16 protein-coding genes and 1 tRNA gene are annotated in these 18,607 nt (G+C 71.5%); 13 read left to right on the forward strand and 4 right to left on the reverse strand.

Annotation, left to right across the window (positions count from 1 at the left end):
* Nucleotides 1-193: 193 nt before the first annotated feature.
* On the reverse strand, nt 194-1,804 hold the full coding sequence (locus WD341_RS00065; protein WP_368423357.1) for a phosphoenolpyruvate carboxykinase: 1,611 nt from the start codon (nt 1,802-1,804) through the stop codon (nt 194-196).
* Between the two features lie 88 nt (nt 1,805-1,892).
* Nucleotides 1,893-2,666 carry a HugZ family protein gene (locus WD341_RS00070; protein ID WP_368423358.1) on the reverse strand — a complete coding sequence of 258 codons (774 nt, stop codon included), beginning with the start codon at nt 2,664-2,666 and terminating at the stop codon, nt 1,893-1,895.
* 254 nt (nt 2,667-2,920) lie between these two features.
* On the opposite strand from WD341_RS00070, the gene WD341_RS00075 reads away from it, so the two are divergent.
* The 10 genes from WD341_RS00075 (at nt 2,921) to pheT (ending at nt 13,991) form a co-directional block, all read left to right on the forward strand.
* Nucleotides 2,921-3,619: a response regulator transcription factor gene (locus tag WD341_RS00075; protein ID WP_368423359.1), complete on the forward strand. Its 699-nt coding sequence runs from the start codon at nt 2,921-2,923 to the stop codon at nt 3,617-3,619.
* Nucleotides 3,620-3,679: 60 nt separating this feature from the next.
* Complete coding sequence (locus tag WD341_RS00080; protein ID WP_368423360.1) at nt 3,680-5,416, forward strand: stimulus-sensing domain-containing protein; 1,737 nt, start codon at nt 3,680-3,682, stop codon at nt 5,414-5,416.
* A gap of 69 nt (nt 5,417-5,485) precedes the next feature.
* Entirely contained in the window at nt 5,486-6,862 is a 1,377-nt protein-coding gene (gene rapZ, locus WD341_RS00085; RefSeq protein WP_368423361.1) for an RNase adapter RapZ, read from the forward strand.
* 132 nt (nt 6,863-6,994) lie between these two features.
* Nucleotides 6,995-7,405, forward strand: coding sequence for a PTS sugar transporter subunit IIA (locus tag WD341_RS00090; RefSeq protein ID WP_368423362.1), 411 nt, complete (start codon nt 6,995-6,997; stop codon nt 7,403-7,405).
* Between the two features lie 13 nt (nt 7,406-7,418).
* Complete coding sequence (locus tag WD341_RS00095) at nt 7,419-7,706, forward strand: HPr family phosphocarrier protein (RefSeq protein ID WP_368423363.1); 288 nt, start codon at nt 7,419-7,421, stop codon at nt 7,704-7,706.
* Nucleotides 7,696-9,516, forward strand: a complete 1,821-nt coding sequence (ptsP, locus tag WD341_RS00100) for a phosphoenolpyruvate--protein phosphotransferase (protein WP_368423364.1) — start codon at nt 7,696-7,698, stop codon at nt 9,514-9,516. The genes WD341_RS00095 and ptsP overlap by 11 nt, the downstream gene beginning before the upstream one ends.
* 214 nt (nt 9,517-9,730) lie before the next feature.
* The gene (rpmI, locus tag WD341_RS00105; RefSeq protein WP_368423365.1) at nt 9,731-9,934 is read left to right on the forward strand and encodes a 50S ribosomal protein L35; all 204 of its coding nucleotides are present in this window, start codon (nt 9,731-9,733) and stop codon (nt 9,932-9,934) included.
* A 36-nt stretch (nt 9,935-9,970) separates the two neighbouring features.
* A complete protein-coding gene (gene rplT / locus WD341_RS00110; RefSeq protein ID WP_368423366.1) occupies nt 9,971-10,327 on the forward strand; it encodes a 50S ribosomal protein L20 in 357 nt (118 codons plus the stop codon).
* 183 nt (nt 10,328-10,510) lie between these two features.
* Nucleotides 10,511-11,581, forward strand: a complete 1,071-nt coding sequence (pheS, locus tag WD341_RS00115; RefSeq protein ID WP_368423367.1) for a phenylalanine--tRNA ligase subunit alpha — start codon at nt 10,511-10,513, stop codon at nt 11,579-11,581.
* A gap of 1 nt (nt 11,582) precedes the next feature.
* Nucleotides 11,583-13,991 (forward strand): phenylalanine--tRNA ligase subunit beta, encoded by a 2,409-nt coding sequence (gene pheT, locus WD341_RS00120; RefSeq protein WP_368423368.1) that lies wholly within the window; start codon nt 11,583-11,585, stop codon nt 13,989-13,991.
* A 196-nt stretch (nt 13,992-14,187) separates the two neighbouring features.
* On the opposite strand, the gene WD341_RS00125 is transcribed toward pheT, so the two are convergent.
* Entirely contained in the window at nt 14,188-14,940 is a 753-nt protein-coding gene (locus WD341_RS00125) for an SIMPL domain-containing protein (RefSeq protein WP_368423369.1), read from the reverse strand.
* A gap of 218 nt (nt 14,941-15,158) precedes the next feature.
* Here WD341_RS00125 and lepA point away from each other — a divergent pair, with 218 nt between their 5' ends.
* Entirely contained in the window at nt 15,159-16,961 is a 1,803-nt protein-coding gene (gene lepA, locus WD341_RS00130) for a translation elongation factor 4 (protein ID WP_368423370.1), read from the forward strand.
* A 10-nt stretch (nt 16,962-16,971) separates the two neighbouring features.
* Here lepA and WD341_RS00135 read toward each other — a convergent pair whose 3' ends face one another.
* Nucleotides 16,972-17,292, reverse strand: coding sequence for a hypothetical protein (locus WD341_RS00135; protein ID WP_368423371.1), 321 nt, complete (start codon nt 17,290-17,292; stop codon nt 16,972-16,974).
* A gap of 144 nt (nt 17,293-17,436) precedes the next feature.
* On the opposite strand from WD341_RS00135, the gene WD341_RS00140 reads away from it, so the two are divergent.
* Together WD341_RS00140 and WD341_RS00145 are read left to right on the forward strand one after the other, a co-directional pair.
* Nucleotides 17,437-17,526, forward strand: a tRNA-Ser gene (locus WD341_RS00140).
* Nucleotides 17,527-17,775: 249 nt separating this feature from the next.
* Nucleotides 17,776-18,558, forward strand: a complete 783-nt coding sequence (locus WD341_RS00145; protein WP_368423372.1) for a polyphosphate kinase 2 family protein — start codon at nt 17,776-17,778, stop codon at nt 18,556-18,558.
* Nucleotides 18,559-18,607: the final 49 nt, after the last annotated feature.

Genomic DNA, 18,607 nt, shown 5'->3' on the forward strand with positions numbered 1-18,607 from the left:
CCCCCGCCCCCCCGGGGCCTGCGCCCGCTGGCGCGGGCGCGCTCGGGATGAAGCGGTTTGTGCGGGCGGCGAAACGGAGACGGCGGGCCGGCTGACCCCGCCGCTAGCCCCCGTCCCGCTTCACCCGGAACGACGAAGGGCGGAGCCGCCGGCTCCGCCCTTGTCTTGTCTGCGGTCGCTTCCGTCCTGCCGCTCAGGCGGCGGCGTAGATGCCGGCGGCCTTGATCTCGTCGCCGACGTAGGGCTCGAACTGCTTGAAGTTCTGCTCGAAGCGCCGGGTCAGCTCGCGCGCCGTCTGGTCGTAGGCGCGCTTATCCTTCCAGGTCGCCCGCGGGTCGAGCACCTCGGAGGGCACGCCCGGGCAGGTCTTGGGCACCGCCAGGCCGAAGTGCGGGTCGGTGAAGTACTCGGCATCCGCAAGCCCGCCGTTCAGGGCGGCGCGCACCAGGGTGCGGGTGTGGCCGATCGCCATGCGCTTGCCGACGCCGTAGGCGCCGCCCGACCAGCCGGTGTTGACGAGCCAGCAGTTGGCCCCGGTCCTGGCCATCTTCTCGCCGAGCATCTTGGCGTAGACGCTGGGGTGGCGCGGCATGAAGGGGGCGCCGAAGCAGGTCGAGAAGGTCGCCTTGGGCTCGCTGCCGACGCCCTTCTCGGTGCCGGCGACCCGCGCGGTGTAGCCCGACAGGAAGTGGTACATAGCCTGCTCTGGCGTCAGCCGCGAGATCGGCGGCAGCACGCCGAAGGCGTCAGCGGTCAGCATGATGATGTTGGCCGGCAGCCCGCCCTGGCCCGACTCGGCGATGTTGGGGATGAAGTCGATCGGGTAGCAGGCGCGGGTGTTCTCGGTGAAGTGCGCGTTGTCGAGGTCGAGGGACCGGCTGTCCGGGTCCATGACGACGTTCTCGAGCACGGTGCCGAAGCGGCGCGTCGTGGCGTAGATCTCCGGCTCGGCCTCCGGCGACAGGCGAATCACCTTGGCGTAGCAGCCGCCCTCGAAGTTGAATACGCCGTGCCCGGACCAGCCGTGCTCGTCGTCACCGATCAGGGTGCGCGTGCCGTCGGCCGAGAGCGTCGTCTTGCCGGTGCCCGACAGGCCGAAGAAGATCGCGGTGTCGCCCTCCGGCCCGATGTTCGCCGAGCAGTGCATCGGCAGCACGTCGCGCGCCGGCAGCAGGAAGTTGAGCAGCGAGAAGACGGACTTCTTGATCTCGCCGGCATAGGAGGTGCCGCCGATCAGCACCAAGCGCCGCTCGAAACTGACCAGGACGAAGCACTCGGAGTTGGTGCCGTCGACCGCGGGGTCGACCTGCAGGCCGGGCAGCTGGACGATGGTGAAGTCGGGGTCGAAGCCGGCCAGCGCCTCGGTGCCGGGCCGCAGGAACATGTTGCGCGCGAAGAGCGCGTGCCAGGCGTTCTCGCAGACCACGCGGACGCTCAGCCGGTAGTCCGGGTCGGCGCCGGCGTGGCAGTCGACGACGAAGGCCTCGCGGTTCTGCAGGTAGGCCTGCGCCTTTTTGAAGACGCCGTCGAAATGGCCGCGGCTGATCGGCTTGTTGACATCGCCCCAGGCGATGTCGGCCTTGCTCGAGGCTTCCTCGACGATGAACTTGTCGTTGGGCGAGCGGCCGGTGTGATGGCCGGTATAGGCGACCAGCGGCCCACCCAGTCCGATCTGCGCCTCGCCCCGCCGGATCGCGGCTTCGTAGAGCTGCGGGACGCTGAGATTGAAGTGCGCCTTGGCGAGATTCTTCAGGCCGAGGGCTTCCAGCCCCTGACGGTCGGCGACCGGACTATCGATTGTCACGCGTTCCTCCGGAAAGGCTAAGGACGACATCCCTGAACCCCACTCTTGCCGGCGGGGTTCCGTTGTTTAGCGGCTGGCCGGCGGGGGTTCAACCTGAACCAGACCGCGGGCCGGCCGGGGGCGCCGCCTTGGCCGCCCGCGCCCGCCGGGTCAGGCGCACCAGCTCGACGCGGCACTCCTCCGGAGTCCGCACCGGCCTTTCGAAGGCGATGCGCGCGCGCTCGACGCCGCGCAGCAGGTCGGCACCTTCCGGATCGACGCCGGTCATTCGCCAGGGTGCGGCCGCCGCGACCTCGGGACGCGCCAGCAGCACAGTGGCGATCAGCCGCAGCGCCTCGCCGTGATCCTGGTTCATGTGCTCGAGGATACCCGTCTCGGCCGCCGCCAGCGGCCCGGCGCCGGCGAGCTGCAGCGAGGCGGCCTCGATCCAGTGGATCCGTCCGAAGCCGGCGACCAGGTGAGCGCGCTCCAGGGCGACGGCGTAGAGGTGGAAGTCGCCGAAGCCGGCATAGAGCTCGGCGCTGGGATTGCGCCGCAGAAAGCGCGCCAGCAGGCGCGCGTCCTCGACCCGGGCGGCGCGGCCGAGCAGGGCGGTGCGCGGGCCTTCCAGAGGATCCTCGAAGCCCTCGGTCTCCTCGATCAGCAGGCAGATCCGCGGGTCCGTCCTCAGGTTCCGGGCATGCTCGGCCAAATCGGAGAGCAATAGCAGAGGCGTCGCGTCCTGGTCGCTCGCGAGCAGGGCGAGCGACCCGTAGGGCGCGCCGGAACCGTCGCGGGCAAGCGCCGTGGACAGGCGGCAGCGATCGGCGCGGCGCAGCATCGCGCGCACGCTCCGGCCGATCTCCTCCGCCTGCTCCGCCATGGGGTCATGGTGAGAGGCCGCCGGGGCGGGATCAAGGCCGAAGCGACGGGCCCCCCGCGGTTGCGCGAAACCTGCGTCGGTAGCGGGCACAAAACGGCCACATCCGGCGTTAGGCTCCCCAAGTCGAACCCGGCGCGAGGCGGGCAGCGCATTGCGGCCCAGCCGCTGCCGCAATCGTGCCAAAAGTGGCGACTATCCATAATGCCCAGGCTGGGGGTGGGACTCGGCCGGGCACTTTCGGGGAGCGTCAGAGGATGCAGAACAACATCGCGCTGGTCGATGACGACCGGCACATCCTGACCTCGATCTCGATCGCGCTCGAGGCCGAGGGCTTCAAGGTACGCAGCTACGCCGACGGCTCGGAAGCGTTGCGCGGCCTGACCGTGCAGCCCGCCGACCTGGTGGTGCTCGACATCAAGATGCCGCGCATGGACGGCATGGAGCTGCTGCGGCGGCTGCGCGAGGATTCCAACGTGCCGGTGATCTTCCTGACCTCGAAGGACGACGAGGTCGATGAGCTGCTCGGCCTGCGCATGGGCGCAGACGACTACATCAAGAAGCCCTTCTCCCAGCGCCTGCTGATCGAGCGCATCCGCGCCCTGCTGCGCCGCGAGCGCTCGGCCAAGGAGGAAACCTCCACGACCAACGAGGCGCCGATCGTGCGCGGCGAGCTGGTGCTCGATCCGGGCCGCCATCTCTGCACCTGGAAGAACGGCCAGGTGAATCTGACGGTTACCGAGTTCCTGATCCTGCGCGCGCTGGCGCAGCGCCCCGGCCACGTCAAGAACCGTGACCAGCTGATGGACGCGGCCTACGGCGAGCACATCTACGTCGACGACCGGACGATCGACAGCCACATCAAGCGGCTACGCAAGAAGTTCAAGGAAGTCGACGACGATTTCGGGCAGATCGAGACCCTCTACGGCGTCGGATACCGCTATAAGGACGGCTGAGCCGGACCTGGGACGGTGCGGGGCGACCGCCGTCCGCCGAAGCTGTAGGGTGGCGCCATCATGAGTCTCGATACGCCCGCGCCGCAGACGTCGCGCTCCAGGCGCGCCCGCGCCCGGGCACAGGCCGAGCTCGACCGCAGCGCCGCGACGGCCCGCGGCGTCGCCGAGCGCCACGCGCGCAGCAGCGCCGCCGTCGGCCATCGCCAGCGCCCGGCTTGGCGCTCGCCGCTGACCCGGCGCATCCTGATCCTCAACGCCCTGGTGCTGGCGATCCCGGTCCTGGGCCTGCTGCATCTCGACCAGTACCGCATGAGCCTGATCAGCTCGGAGCTGGAGGCGCTGCGCACCCAGGCCGACACCCTGGCCTCGGCGCTCGGCACGGCGGCCGTGCGCGACGGCGAGAATGGCCGGCAGGAGCTGATGCCCGAGACCGCGCGCCAGCTGCTGCGCGTCGGCCTCGCGACGACCGGCGCCCGGGCCCGCGTGTTCGGCCGCGACGGCACGCTGGTCGCCGACTCGAGCCTGCTGGCCGGGCCGCTCGGCTCGGTCCAGGTCGTCGAGCTGCCGCCGCCCGACCGCACCCCCGAGTACCTGGTCTGGATCGAGGACCTCTATCGCGCGCTGCGCCGCCTGGTCGAAGGCGCACAGGAGCTGCCGCTCTACATCGAGGTGCCGGAGCAGACCGCCGGCTCCTACGGCGAGGCCGCGGCCGCGCTGCAGGGCGAGCACGCCAGCCGGCAGCGCGTCGACTCGACGGGGCGGCTGTTCCTCTCGGTCGCCGTGCCGGTGCAGCGCTACCGCCAGGTCGTCGCCGCCCTGATGCTGACCAAGGACGGCAGCTCGGTCGACAAGGCGGTGCAGGACCGGCGCCGGGACATCCTGCTGGTCTTCGGCCTCTCCTTCGCGGTCACCGTGCTGCTGTCGCTTTATCTGGCGCGCACCATCGCGACGCCGATTCGCCGGCTCGCCGATGCCGCCGACCGGGTTCGGGGCACCTCCGGGCGGAGCGAGAATATCCCGGACTGGAGCAACCGCCGCGACGAGATCGGCGACCTCTCCGGGGCGCTGCGCGAGATGACCCAGGCATTGCATGCCCGCATGGAGGCGATCGAGGGCTTCGCCGCCGACGTTGCCCACGAGATCAAGAACCCGCTGACCTCGCTGCGCAGCGCCGTCGAGACCGTCGCCCGGGTCGAGGACCCGGAGCAGCAGAAGAAGCTGATGAGCATCATCCTCGACGACGTCCAGCGCCTCGACCGGCTGATCAGCGACATCTCCGACGCCTCACGCCTGGACGCCGAGCTGGCCCGCGGCAAGTCCGAGGAGGTCGACCTCAGGCGCCTGCTCGAGGCCCTGGTCGAGGTCCAGCGCGCCGGCGCCGAGGAGGGCGGGCCGGCCTACCGGCTCGAGCTCGACGAGCGCGAGGAGCTGCGGGTCGAGGGCATCGAGGGACGGCTCGGCCAGGTGTTCCGCAACCTGATCGCCAACGCGACCTCCTTCTCGCCGCCGCACGGCACGATCCGGCTGGCCGCCCGGCGCGTGCGCGGCCGCGGCCGCAACGACGACAGCATCGTCGTCACCGTCGCCGACGAGGGCCCCGGCATCCCGCCGGACAAGCTCGACGATGTCTTCGACCGCTTCTATTCCGAGCGTCCGAAAGGCGAGAAGTTCGGCACGCACTCCGGGCTCGGCCTGTCGATCTCCCGGCAGATCGTCGAGGCCCACGGCGGCGTCGTCTACGCCGAGAACCGTCCGGAAGGCGGCGCCCGCTTCACGGTGACGCTGCCGGCCAGCTGACCGGCCGCCGGCGCCGGCGGGCCAACGCGGGTGATGCGCGCGCCCCGCTTTCCGTTCTAGATAGGCGGCATGGAAGAGATCCACGCCACCTGCGTCGCCCTGCCGAGCCCGATCGGGCCGCTCGGCGTCCTGCTGCTCGGCGCGGCGGCCAGCGGCAAGTCGGACCTCGCCCTGCGCCTGGTCGACGCCGGCGGCTGGCTGGTCGCCGACGATCGCGTGCGCCTGAGCGAGGAGGACGGCCGGCTGCAGGCGCGTCCGGTGCCGGGCTACGCGGGCATGCTGGCGCTGCGCGGCCTCGGCCTCGCTCAGATCACTCGCCTGGAGGAGGCGCCGGTCGCGCTCGCGGTGCGGCTCGTGCCGTCTGACGGCGCGCCGGGCGACCCGCTGCCCGAGGAGCGGCCCGAGCGGCTCGCCGGCCACGAGGTGCCGGCGATCGGACTCGACGCCTCGGCGGCCTCGGCTGTCTCGCGCATCCGTCTTGCCCTGGCCGCGCGCGCCGCCGCCCTGGCGCGTCCCGCCGGTCCGGCACGCGAGAAGGCGGCCCTGCCGCGCGGTGGCGCGTTGCCCGTGGTGATCGTCACCGGCCTGTCCGGCGCCGGCCGGACGACGGCGCTGAAGGTGCTGGAGGACCTCGGCTACGAGGCCATCGACAACATGCCGCTCAACCTGCTCTCGCGCGCCGTCACGGAGGGCGAGCTGGGCCGTGCCGTGGCGCTGGGCGCCGACGTGCGCAACCGCAACTTCGCCCCCGGGCCGTTGCTCGAGCAGTTCGCCCGGCTGCGCGCCGATCCCGCCCTGGCGGTGACGCTGCTGTTCGTCGACTGCGAGGACGAGGCCCTGCAGCGCCGCTTCACCGAGACCCGCCGTCGCCACCCGCTGGCCGAGGGCCGTCCGCTCGCCGACGGCATCGCCGCCGAGCGCCGGCTGCTGGCGCCGCTGCGCGAGCGTGCCGATTTCGTGATCGACACCTCGACGATGGCCCTGCCGGAGTTCCGGCGCTCCCTGTCGCAGCGCCTGGCGCTGGCTGCGGGCCCGCGCATGGGCGTCTTCGTCACCTCCTTCTCCTTCCGCAACGGCCTGCCGCGCGAGGCGGACCTGGTGTTCGACGTCCGCTTCCTGCGCAATCCGCACTACGACCCGGCGCTTCGGTCCCTGACCGGGCGCGACGCCGCGGTCGCCGACTACGTCGCCGAGGACGCAGGCTTCGCGCCCTTCTTCCAGTCCCTGACCGGACTGCTGCAGCCGCTGCTCCCGCGCTACGAGGCCGAGGGCAAGAGCTACCTGACGATCGCGATCGGCTGCACCGGAGGGCGCCACCGCTCTGTCGCCATCGCCGAGAAGCTGGCGCACTGGGTGGCGCTGCGCGGCTGGCCCGTCGGCCTGGTGCATCGCGACCTGGAGCGCAGCGACGTGGCGGAGGAGGCGAGCGGGGCGTCCGCCCCCTGAGATCGCCCGCCGAGATGCCCGCCGGGGTCGCCCCGGCGGGATCGCCCCCGGAGATTCGCCCCCGAGATTCGCCGGTGTCCCGCAGGGCGCTTTTGCGCTAGAACGCCCAACCTGCTCCAGCAAGGTACGAGCATGATCGGTCTGCTTCTCGTCACCCACGGCAACCTGGCCCGGGAGTTCGTCTCGGCCATGGAGCATGTGGTCGGTCCCCAGGCGCAGGTCGCCACGGTCTGCATCGGGCCCGAAGACGACATGGAGGAACGGCGCCAGGAGATCCTCGACAAGGCGACCGCCGTCGATAGCGGGGCGGGCGTGGTCATCGTCACCGACATGTTCGGCGGCACGCCCTCCAACCTCGCGATCTCGCTGCTCGACCGGGCGAGGGTCGAGGTCATCGCCGGCGCCAACCTGCCGATGCTGATCAAGCTGGCCAGCGTGCGTGCCCGCGACGGCCTGCAGGACGCCGTGGCCCAGGCCCAGGAAGCCGGTCGCAAGTACATCGCCGTCGCCTCGCAGCTGCTGAAGGACGAGGCGGCCAGCTAGGATACCGGCGGCCATGTCCGAACAGACCAGCCAGGCGATCCGACGACGGGTCGTCATCTGCAACAAGAAGGGCCTGCACGCGCGGGCCGCGGCCAAGTTCGTCAAGACGGTCAACGCCCACGAGGCCGCGGTCACGGTGCGTCGCGGCGACACCGAGACGCCCGGCTCCTCGATGCTCGGGCTGATGATGCTGGCCGCGGGACCGGGCTGCGAGCTCGAGCTCTCGGCCGAGGGCGGGCAGGCCGCGGCGGTGCTGGAGGCGCTCGCCGACCTGGTCGCCAGGCGATTCGATGAAGACTGAGCGGAAGCAGCCGAAGCGGGGTCCCGGCAGGCCGCCCTCCTGGGCCGGCAGCGGCGAGCGTGTGCTGCGCGGCCTGGGCGTCGCCCCCGGCATCGCCATCGGCGCCGCCTACCTGGCGCGCGGCACCGAGCTGCGCGTGCCGCAGTACCAGGTGCCGGCGCGCCACACCAAGACCGAGTTCGGGCGCTACGAGACGGCGATCCGCCAGGCGATGCGCCAGCTCGACAAGCTGCGCGCCAAGGCCGAGGACTTTCACGGCGCCTCGGCGGAGGAGCTCGGCTTCCTGCTCGAGGCGCACGGGCAGATGCTGCGCTCGGGCCGGCTGCGCGAAGGCGTGCAGCGCCGCATCTTCGAGCAGCGCGACAACGCCGAGCATGCGGTCTCGGCCGAGATCGAGGCGATCGCCGCGGCCTTCGGCTCGGTCGAGGACGACTACCTGGCGGCGCGCGCCGACGAGGTCCGCCAGGTCGGCCACCGCATCCTGCGCAACCTGACGGAGCGGACCTTCAGCAGCTTCGCCGAGCTGCCGGCCGGCTCGGTGATCCTGGCCGAGGAGGTGACGCCGGCCGACACCGCGCTGATGGACCCGACCCGGGTCGGCGGTTTCGCCTCGGTGCTCGGCGGGGCCGAGGGACACACCGCGATCATGGCCCGCTCGCTCGGCATTCCGGCGGTGCTCGGCGTCGCCGACCTGCTGGCCCAGGCGGCCCAGGGCCAGCCGGTGATCGTCGACGGCGACCAGGGCCTGGTCGTGCTCAGCCCGACCAAGCGGCGGCTCGAGAGCTACCGCAAGCGCCTGACCCGGCAGCAGGCCGAGAACCAGTCCCTCGGCCGGCTGCGCGACCTGCCTGCCGAGACCCGCGACGGCTGCCGCATGACCCTGCAGGCCAACCTCGAGCTGCCGAGCGAGGTCGGGCCGGCCCTGGCGGCCGGCGCCGAGGGCGTCGGCCTGCTGCGCACCGAGTTTCTCTTCATGAATCGCGACGACCTTCCCGACGAGGACGAGCAGACCGAGGTCCTCACGCGGGTCGTCGAGGGCATGGACGGCCGGCCGGTCACCGTGCGCACCCTCGACGTCGGCGGGGAGAAGCTGGCGACGGCGCTGGGCCCGCACCTCGGCGCCTCGGCCAACCCCGCGCTCGGCCTGCGCGCGATCCGCCTGTCGCTGCGCGTGCCGGAGCTGCTCGAGGCGCAGCTCGCCGCCAGCCTGCGCGCCGGCGTCGCTGGACCGGTGCGGATCCTGCTGCCGATGGTCTCCTCGGTCGAGGAGGTGCGCGCCGTGCGCGCCGTGCTGCAAAGGGTCGAGGCGCGGCTGCGCCGGCGCGGCGTCCCGATCGCCTCGCCGACGCCGCCGCTCGGCGCGATGATCGAGATCCCCGGCGCCGCCCTGGCCGCCGACGCGCTGATCCGCGAGGTCGACTTCTTCGCCATCGGCACCAACGACCTGATCATGTACACCCTGGCCATCGACCGCGGCGACGAGCGGGTGGCCTATCTCTACGACCCGGTGCATCCGGCGGTGCTGCGCCTGATCCACTTCGCTGCCGACGCCGCGCTGCGGGCCGGCAAGCCGGTCTCCGTCTGCGGCGAGATGGCCGGCGACCCGCGCTACGCCGGGCTGTTCGTCGGCTGGGGCATCCGCGAGCTCTCGATGCGCGCGCCGGCGATCCCCCAGGTCAAGCGCCGCCTGCGCGCCATGGACTGCCGGGCCGCCAGCCGCTTCGTCTCCTCGGTGATGCTGGAGAGCGACCGCGCCGCCGTCACCCGCCTGCTCGACAGCTTCGAGCAGAGCGAGGCGCGCCGGCGCTGAGTCGGCGCCGCCCGACCGGCATCAGGTGTCCAGGGCGACGAAGGCGCCGGCGAGGCTGGAGACGAGCATCAGGGCGCGCACGACCTGCCCCTTGCACGCGGACGCCCGCGCCGCTATAACCCCGCGCCTACCGAACCGGCGCGTCCGGGCCAACAGGCATGCCCGGCCGCCGCGCAGGTCCCCGACCGGGGACCATCAACCGACGAGGAACAAAATGCCGAAACTGAAGTCGAAGAGCGGCGCCAAGAAGCGCTTCAGCCTCACCGGCTCTGGCAAGGTCCGGGCCAATCCCGCGAACCTGCGCCACGGCCTCCGCAAGCGTCCCACGAAGATGAAGCTCCAGGCGCGCGGCACGATGATCCTGTCGCCGGCCGACACCAAGGTCGTCAAGCGCCACTTCCTGCCCTACGCCAAGTAGCGGCAGCGGAACGCTTTTCCAGGAGGAGGCCAGACTATGGCTCGCATCAAGCGTGGTACGACGGCGCACGCCCGTCACAAGAAGGTCGTCAAGCTCGCCAAGGGCTATCGCGGCCGCGGCAAGAACGTCTATCGCGTCGCCATCGAGCGCGTCGAGAAGGCGATGCAGTACGCCTACCGCGACCGCAAGGTCCGCAAGCGCGACTTCCGCGGCCTGTGGATCCAGCGCATCAACGCGGCGACGCGCGAGGCCGGCATGACCTATTCGACCTTCATGGACGGTCTCAAGAAGGCCGGCATCGATCTCGACCGCAAGATCCTCGCGGATCTCGCCGTCGCCGAGCCCGAGGCCTTCAAGTCCCTGGTCGAGCAGGCCCAGGCCGCCCGCGGCTGATTTCGCGGGGCTGACACCGTGCGGGCGGGGCCCCAGCCCCCCCCCCCCCCCCCCCACCCCCCCTCAAGGCTCGTCTCGACCGTCCTTGCCCTCGGCTCGGCGGCCGGTTAGACCGCTTCGCGCGGCCCTCGCCGCCGGTCTCGGACCGGAGGGAGGGCGTCGCCTAACCGGAGCGGACTAAGGATGCAGGATCTCGAGGCGCTCGAAGCAGAGCTGTTCGCCGACCTCGAAGCGGCCGGCGACCTGGCGTCGCTGGAGGCGCTGCGCATCGCCGCGCTGGGCAAGAAGGGCCGGCTGACCGAGCAGATGAAGAGCCTCGGGCAGCTCGACCCTGAGGCGCGCAAGGCGCGCGGCCAGGCGCTCAACGCCGTCAAGGACCGGCTGCAGTCGGCCCTGGAGTCGCGCAAGGCCGGCTTCGAGGAGGCGGCCCTCGAGGCGCGCCTGGCGACCGAGCGGGTCGACGTCACCCTGCCGGCCCGCCCGCACGCCATCGGCCACGTCCACCCGATCAGCCAGACCGTCGAGGAGCTGGTCGCGATCTTCGGCGAGATGGGCTTCTCGGTCGCCGAGGGGCCGCACATCGAGGACGACTTCCACAACTTCGAGGCCCTCAACATCCCGGCCTGGCACCCGGCGCGCCAGGACATGGACACCTTCTACCTGAAGCCCGCCGCCGACGGCGTGCGGCCGGTGCTGCGCACCCACACCTCGCCGGTGCAGATCCGCACTATGCAGCGCACGACGCCGCCGATCCGGATCATCTGCCCGGGTCGCACCTTCCGCGCCGACTCCGACGCGACCCACTCGCCGATGTTCCACCAGGTCGAGGGCCTGGTGATCGACGAGAAGACCCACATGGGCCACCTCAAGGGCACGCTGATCGAGTTCTGCCGCGCCTTCTTCGGGGTCGACGACCTGCCGGTGCGCTTCCGCGCCAGCTACTTCCCCTTCACCGAGCCCTCGGCCGAGCTCGACATCGGCTGCGGCCACCGGGACGGCCAGCTGATCATCGGCGGCGGCCACGACTGGCTCGAGATCCTGGGCAGCGGCATGGTCCATCCGCGGGTGCTGGAGAACTGCGGCATCGACTCCAGCCGCTACCAGGGCTTCGCCTTCGGCATGGGCATCGAGCGCATCGCCATGCTGAAGTACGGCATCCCGGACCTCCGCACCTTCTACGACAGCGACCTGCGCTGGCTGCGCCACTATGGCTTCGTGCCGCTGGAAGCGCCTTCGGTCGTGCGAGGCCTCTGACATGAAGTTCACCCTGAGCTGGCTGCAGGATCACCTGGAGACCGAGGCCCCGGTCGAGCGGATCTGCGAGACGCTGTCGCTGATCGGACTCGAGGTCGAGAGCCTCGAGGACCGCGGCGCCGCCTTCGCGCCCTTCACCGTCGCCTACGTCGAGGAGGCGGCACCCCATCCCGACGCCGACCGGCTGCGCGTCTGCCGGCTGCGCACCAAGGACGGGCCGGTCCAGGTCGTCTGCGGCGCGCCCAACGCGCGCACCGGCATGCTCGGCGTCTTCGCGCCGACCGGGACCCACATCCCCGGCACCGGCCTCGACCTCAAGGCCGGCGTGATCCGCGGCGTCGAGTCCAACGGCATGCTGGTCTCGGAGCGCGAACTGGGTCTGTCCGAGGACCACGAGGGCATCATCGACCTGACGCCGGCCGCCGGCGCGGCCGCGCCCGAGGTCGGCACGCCCTTCGCCAGCCTGCTCGGGCTCGACGAGGTCGTCGTCGAGATCGGCGTCACGCCGAACCGCGGCGACTGCCTGGGCGTGCGCGGCATCGCCCGCGACCTCGCCGCCGCCGGCCTCGGCCGCCTCAAGCCCTTCGAGCCGGGCCGGGTCGCGGGCGGCTACGCCTCGCCACTCGCCTGGCGCATCGCCGAGGGCGCCGGCGAGGCCTGCCGCTTCGTCGCCGGCCGGCACTTCCGCGGCCTCAGGAACGGGCCCTCGCCGGCCTGGCTGCAGCGCCGCCTGACGGCGATCGGGCTGCGGCCGATCTCGGCGCTCGTCGACATCACCAACTACGTCACCTTCGACCTCGGCCGGCCGCTGCACGTCTTCGACGCGGCCAAGCTCGCGGGCGACCCGACCATGCGCTTCGCGCGCGCCGGCGAGGAGATCCTGGCGCTCGACGGCCGCAGCTACGCGCTCGATGCCGAGACCCTGGTGATCGCCGACGAGACGGGCCCGCAGGGCATCGCCGGCATCATGGGCGGCGAGCTCTCCGGCTGCACCGAGGCGACCACCGAGGTGTTCCTGGAGGTCGCGCTCTTCGACCCCATCGAGGTCGCCTTCGCCGGCCGCCGCCTAGGCATCCATTCCGACGCGCGCTACCGCTTCGAGCGCGGCCTCGACCCGGAGTCCGGCAACTGGGGTCCCGAGGTCGCGGCCCGCCTGATCCTGGAACTCTGTGGCGGCGAGGCCTCCGAGGTGGTCAGCGCGGGGCGGGTCCCCGACACCCGCCGCTCCGTGCCCCTGCGCAAGGACCGCTGCGCGACCCTGGGCGGCGTGCCGGTGCCCGACGGCGAGCAGGTCCGCATCCTGCAGGACCTCGGCTTCGAGATCACCGACCGCGGCGACGACCTGGAGGCCCAGGTGCCGTCCTGGCGCAACGACGTCGAGGGCGAGGCCTGCCTGGTCGAGGAGGTGCTGCGCCTGCACGGCTACGAGCACCTGCCGACCTCCTCGCTAACCCTCGACACGGCGATGCCGCTGCCGGCGCTCTCGACCCGCCAGCGCCGCGCCGCGGCGGCGCGCACCGCGCTCTGCTGGAGCGGCCTGGAGGAGTGCGTGACTTTCTCCTTCGTCGCCGAGCGCCACGCCCGCCTGTTCGGCTGGAGCGAGGAGGCCCTGCGCCTCGACAACCCGATCTCGGCCGAGCTCGACGTCATGCGCCCCTCGGTGCTGATCGCGCTGATCGAGGCGGCGGCACGCAACGCCGACCGCGGCTTCGGCGACCTCGGCCTGTTCGAGGTCGGCCCAGCCTACGAGACCGCCGCGCCCGACGGCCAGCGCCAGGTCGCCGGCGCCCTGCGCGTCGGCCACAGCGGCCCGCGCCACTGGGCCGTCGAGCGCCGCCCGGTCGACGCCTTCGACGCCAAGGCCGACGCCCTCAGGGTGCTGGAGGCGGCCGGCGCCCCGGTCGACAACCTGCAGGTCTCGACCGATGCGCCCGGCTGGTACCATCCCGGCCAGTCCGGCTGCCTGCGCCTCGGCCCCAAGGTCCTGGCCCGCTTCGGCGCCCTGCACCCGCGCGTGCTCGCGGCCTTCGACCTCAAGGGACCGGCGGTCGCCACCGAGATCTTCCTGGAAGCCGTTCCCGAGCCGAAGCGCAAGGGCACGGCGCGCCCGGCCGCCGACCTCTCGCCCTTCATGGCGGTCGAGCGCGACTTCGCCTTCGTCGTCGACCTCGAGGTGCCGGCCGAGAAGCTGGTGCGCGCGGCCCGCGGCGCCGACAAGGCGTTGATCTCGCAGGTCGCGCTGTTCGACGACTACCGCGGCAAGGGCCTGCCGGAGGGCAAGAAGTCGCTCGCCCTGGCGGTCACCCTGCAGCCGCGCGAGAAGACCCTGACCGAGCCCGACCTGGAAGCGGTCTCTGCGAAGATCGTCGCGGCGGTCGAGAAGGCGACCGGCGGCACGCTGCGGGGGTAGGTGCCGCCGCTCCACGAGGTCAGGTCGTCAGGCGAGAGGCGAAGGATCCGGCTCCCACGCTTGCATGGTTCGACAGGCTCACCATGAAGCGACGGCACGTATAGCGCAGGCGTCAGGTCGCGCTTCATGGTGAGCTTGCCGAACCAGAAGCGCGAGCCTGCGCTGCAGGACGGGAGGTGGCAGGCCCCGCGCCCGCTCAGTCGACCAGCAGGTATTCCATGCTGGTGACCACGCGCAGCTTCTTGACCGGCTGCTTGGGCTCGTAGGCGCCGGGGTAGTCGTCGCGCGGCAGGATCTGGAACAGGCCCTGGTTGGCGCGTCGGATCGGGCCGACCTCGGAGCCGGCGTCGCGGGCGAACTGCTCGGCGGCCTCGCGGGCGCTGGCGGTCGCCTCGGCGATCATCTCCGGCTTGACGTCGTTGAGGCGGGTGAAGAGGTAGACCGGGCCGCTGATCGGCTGGTTCTCGCTCGACAGCACGACGCCGGCGTCGACCAGGCGGCCGACGTTCTGGGCGGCGGCGGCGACCTTGGCGATGTCGCCGGAGCGGACCAGCAGGCTCTGGGCCAGGATGTAGCGGCTCTCGACCGGCCCGCTGCGGTACTGCTGGGCCAGCAGGTCGGTGACCTGGTAGTCCTCGACCACGACCTCCTGCTCGGCGAAGCCGGCCTCGGCCAGGAAGGCGCGGACCTGGCCGGCGTCGGCCTGCAGGCGGGCCTGCGCGGCGTTGAGGTCGTCGTCGGTGGCGACGAAGCGCAGCGACCAGAGCGCGAGATCCGCCTCGACCTCGCGCTCGGCCAGGCCCTTGACCGAGACGCTGCGCTCGCCGCTGCGGAAGTCCTGGAGACCCTGGGCGACCAGCCAGCCGAAGGCGGCGAGGCCGAGGGCGACGAAAAGGCCCGCGAAGAAGATGTGCGGGCCGGCCGGGACGCGCTGCTTGCCGTCGCTCATGGGGCGCTCGCTGTCGCTGATGGGGCGGGATCATAGCCTGGATTGCAGCCGGGCCGTGACCGCGATCTTCGCCGGCGGCCGCGAGGCCCGGCCGCCGCCCTCCCGCAGGCATTGCGGCGGCCGGGCCGCCCGCCTATGTTGCGCCTGCGTTCCGCGCGGCCCCAGGGGCCGGCGCCGCCTTCCCGTTCCCCGGACTCCCGTCCCAGCAAAGCGTCTCGATGACCGACCTCTCGCACATCCGCAACTTCGCCATCATCGCCCACATCGACCACGGCAAGTCGACCCTGGCCGACCGCATGATCCAGCTCTGCGGCGGGCTGACCCAGCGCGAGATGAAGGAGCAGGTGCTCGACTCCATGGAGCTGGAGCGCGAGCGCGGCATCACGATCAAGGCGCAGACCGTGCGGCTCAAGTTCGAGTCGGCCGACGGCAAGGTCTACACGCTGAACATGATCGATACGCCCGGTCACGTCGACTTCTCCTACGAGGTCAGCCGGTCGATGAAGGCCTGCGAGGGCTCGATCCTGCTGGTCGACGCCAGCCAGGGCGTCGAGGCGCAGACCCTGGCCAACGTCTACCTGGCCCTGGAGCACGACCACGAGATCGTGCCGGTGCTCAACAAGATCGACCTGCCGGCCTCCGAGCCGCTGCGCGTCATGGAGCAGATCGAGGAGGTCATCGGCCTCGACACGACCGACGCCCTGATGATCTCGGCCAAGACCGGCAAGGGCGTCGCCGAGGTGCTGGAGGCAATCGTCAAGCGCCTGCCGCCGCCGATCGGCGACGCCGAGGCGCCGCTCAAGGCCCTGATCGTCGACTCCTGGTACGATTCCTATCTCGGCGTCGTAACGCTGATCCGGGTCATGGACGGCCGCATCAAGGCCGGTACCAAGATCCGCATGCTCGGCACCCGCGCCGTCCACGACGTCACCGAGGTCGGCATCTTCGGGCCGGCGCGCCGCAAGGTCGAGGCGCTGGGCCCGGGCGAGCTCGGCTACGTGATCTCCGGCGTCAAGGACATCGCCGACGCCAAGGTCGGCGACACCGTGACCGACGAGCGCCGCCAGTGCGACGCGGCGCTGGCCGGCTTCAAGCCCTCGATCCCGGTCGTCTTTTGCGGCCTCTTCGCCGCCGACACCGCCGAGTACGAGGACCTGCGCGATTCCCTGGGCAAGCTGGCGCTCAACGATTCCTCCTTCGTCTTCGAGCCCGAGGTCAGCCCGGCGCTCGGCTTCGGCTTCCGCTGCGGCTTCCTGGGCATGCTGCACCTGGAGATCGTCCAGGAGCGCCTGGAGCGGGAGTTCGACCTCGACCTGATCACCACGGCGCCCTCGGTGGTCTACGACATCCACCTGCGCGACGGCACGCTGCTGAAGCTGCACAACCCCAGCGACATGCCCGACCCGACGCGCATCGAGTCGATCGAGGAGCCCTGGATCAAGTCGACGATCCTGGTGCCCGACGAGTTCCTGGGCGCCGTGCTGAAGCTGTGCGAGGAGAAGCGCGGCATCCAGCAGGAGCTGACCTACGCCGGCAGCCGCGCCATGGTCGTCTACGAGCTGCCGCTCAACGAGGTCGTCTTCGACTTCTACGACCGCCTGAAGTCGGTGACCCGCGGTTACGCCTCCTTCGACTACCACCTGATCGGCTACCGCGAGGGCGACCTGGTCAAGGTCGCGATCCTGGTCAACGCCGAGCCGGTCGACGCGCTCTCGCTGATCGTCCACCGCGGCCAGTCCGAGGCGCGCGGCCGCGCGCTCTGCGCCAAGCTGAAGGACCTGATTCCGCGCCAGCTGTTCAAGATCGCCATCCAGGCGGCGATCGGCGGCAAGGTCATCGCTCGCGAGACCGTCTCGGCGCTGCGCAAGGACGTCACCGCCAAGTGCTACGGCGGCGACGCCACCCGAAAGCGCAAGCTGCTGGAGAAGCAGAAGGCCGGCAAGAAGCGGATGCGCCAGTTCGGCAACGTCGAGATCCCGCAGTCGGCCTTCCTGGCGGCGCTCAAGATGGACGGCGACTGAGCCTCGCCTTCTACCGTCTGCTGAAATGCGAGTCGCGCCGGCCGCCGCCGCGGCGCCCGAGCAGCAGCAGGACCAGGCCGGGCAGGCCGAGAACCAGCACCGCCGGCTGTAGCAGCACCCAGAACAGGCCGTCCCACAGCGGCTGCCAGACGTGGCGCTCGAGCACGGCCTGGACCAGGTTCAGACTCGGCCGGTCGATCTGCGCCCACAGCGCGCCCAGCTCCGAGAGCCGGAAGCGGCCGGTCGTCGACCAGGCCAGCAGGTCGACGGCCAGGGCGGCGAGCGCCGCGATCAGCAGGAGGTACCCCAGAAGGCGTGCCAGCAAACGCATGGGTTTCGGCAATACGCCCCTTTTTCGCTCGCATCAAGGGTGCTGCTGCCGCCGGCGCGCTGGCGGCAGGTCCCGCGTCGCGCAGCGTTGCAACCCGCGACGAGCTTCGCTAGGTTCCGGCCGCCCCAGGGCGGTCCTGCAGGGGGTGAGGTGGCCGAGTGGTTGAAGGCGCACGCCTGGAACGCGTGTAAGGGTGCAAGCCCTTCGTGGGTTCGAATCCCACCCTCACCGCCATCCGTAGGTTCGCGGCGCAGCATTTTCCGGATCGAGCTAGAGTTTCTGGGGTGCTCGTTTCAGGGGTCCTCGGCCTCGAGCAGCGCGCATGCCGTCGCGGGTCTGCTCCAGGCGGTACAGACGACTCCGCTCCGTCCTGCCTACGAGACGCTCCCCGCCGGCATGAGTTCCGCCGGGCCGGGCCGCTTGCCCGGCTCGGCTTCGGCGCCCTGCGGTGCTAGGCTGCGGGCCGGAATCCGAGGAGGCGTCATGACGGAGCGAAGGCCGGCGAGCCTGGCCGAGGTCGACCTGGGGCAGCGGCTCGACAAGCGCCGCTATCACGAGCGCAAGGACGCCCTGAAGCAGCGCCTGCGCGCGCTTCAGCTGGCCTACTGGAGCCAGGACCGGGCCGCCGTCCTGGTCTTCGAGGGCTGGGACGCCGCCGGCAAGGGCGGCACGATCCGGCGCCTGGCCGCGCAGCTCGACCCGCGCGGCTTCGCGGTCTGGTCGGTCGGGGCGCCGAACGGCGACGAGCTGCGCCAGCATTACCTGCAGCGCTTCTGGACGCGCCTGCCGGAGGACCGCGAGATCGCCGCCTTCGACCGCTCCTGGTACGGCCGCGTCCTGGTCGAACGGGTCGAGCAGCTGACCGCCCCGGCCGACTGGCGCCGCGCCTACCAGGAGATCAACGCCTTCGAGGCGCTGCTGACCGCCGACGGAACGCGCGTCGTGAAGCTGTTTATGCACATCTCGCTCGAGGAGCAGAAGCGCCGGCTCCAGGCGCGCCTGGAGGATCCGCTCAAGCACTGGAAGCTGGCGCCGGAGGACTTCCGCAACCTCGAGCTGCGCGATGCCTATGCCGCCGCCATCGATGACATGCTGGCGCAGACTTCGACGGCCGACTCGCCCTGGCACCTGATCGCCGCCGAGGACAAGCGCTTCGGGCGCATCGCCGCGCTGGAGGCGGTGGCCGAGGCGCTGGCGGAGGGTGTCGACCTGACGCCGCAGCCGGTCGACCCGGCGATCCGGGATCTGGCGCGCAGGCTGCTGTAGCAAGCTCCGTGGTTGCCGCGACGCCGCGGCTCTGGCTAGCCTCTGCCCC

The sequence above is a fragment of the Tistlia sp. genome (genome assembly GCF_040905785.1).
Lineage (GTDB): Bacteria > Pseudomonadota > Alphaproteobacteria > Kiloniellales > DSM-21159 > Tistlia.

What these genes read in the sequence shown, in the direction of transcription:
- WD341_RS00070 (WP_368423358.1), bottom strand. Translation starts at nt 2,666, where the DNA reads ATGGCGGAGCAGGCGGAGGAGATCGGCCGGAGCGTGCGCGCGATGCTG.
- WD341_RS00075 (WP_368423359.1), top strand. Translation starts at nt 2,921, where the DNA reads ATGCAGAACAACATCGCGCTGGTCGATGACGACCGGCACATCCTGACC.
- WD341_RS00080 (WP_368423360.1), top strand. Translation starts at nt 3,680, where the DNA reads ATGAGTCTCGATACGCCCGCGCCGCAGACGTCGCGCTCCAGGCGCGCC.
- rapZ (WP_368423361.1), top strand. Translation starts at nt 5,486, where the DNA reads ATGGAAGAGATCCACGCCACCTGCGTCGCCCTGCCGAGCCCGATCGGG.
- WD341_RS00090 (WP_368423362.1), top strand. Translation starts at nt 6,995, where the DNA reads ATGATCGGTCTGCTTCTCGTCACCCACGGCAACCTGGCCCGGGAGTTC.
- WD341_RS00095 (WP_368423363.1), top strand. Translation starts at nt 7,419, where the DNA reads ATGTCCGAACAGACCAGCCAGGCGATCCGACGACGGGTCGTCATCTGC.
- ptsP (WP_368423364.1), top strand. Translation starts at nt 7,696, where the DNA reads ATGAAGACTGAGCGGAAGCAGCCGAAGCGGGGTCCCGGCAGGCCGCCC.
- rpmI (WP_368423365.1), top strand. Translation starts at nt 9,731, where the DNA reads ATGCCGAAACTGAAGTCGAAGAGCGGCGCCAAGAAGCGCTTCAGCCTC.
- rplT (WP_368423366.1), top strand. Translation starts at nt 9,971, where the DNA reads ATGGCTCGCATCAAGCGTGGTACGACGGCGCACGCCCGTCACAAGAAG.
- pheS (WP_368423367.1), top strand. Translation starts at nt 10,511, where the DNA reads ATGCAGGATCTCGAGGCGCTCGAAGCAGAGCTGTTCGCCGACCTCGAA.
- pheT (WP_368423368.1), top strand. Translation starts at nt 11,583, where the DNA reads ATGAAGTTCACCCTGAGCTGGCTGCAGGATCACCTGGAGACCGAGGCC.
- WD341_RS00125 (WP_368423369.1), bottom strand. Translation starts at nt 14,940, where the DNA reads ATGAGCGACGGCAAGCAGCGCGTCCCGGCCGGCCCGCACATCTTCTTC.
- lepA (WP_368423370.1), top strand. Translation starts at nt 15,159, where the DNA reads ATGACCGACCTCTCGCACATCCGCAACTTCGCCATCATCGCCCACATC.
- WD341_RS00135 (WP_368423371.1), bottom strand. Translation starts at nt 17,292, where the DNA reads ATGCGTTTGCTGGCACGCCTTCTGGGGTACCTCCTGCTGATCGCGGCG.
- WD341_RS00145 (WP_368423372.1), top strand. Translation starts at nt 17,776, where the DNA reads ATGACGGAGCGAAGGCCGGCGAGCCTGGCCGAGGTCGACCTGGGGCAG.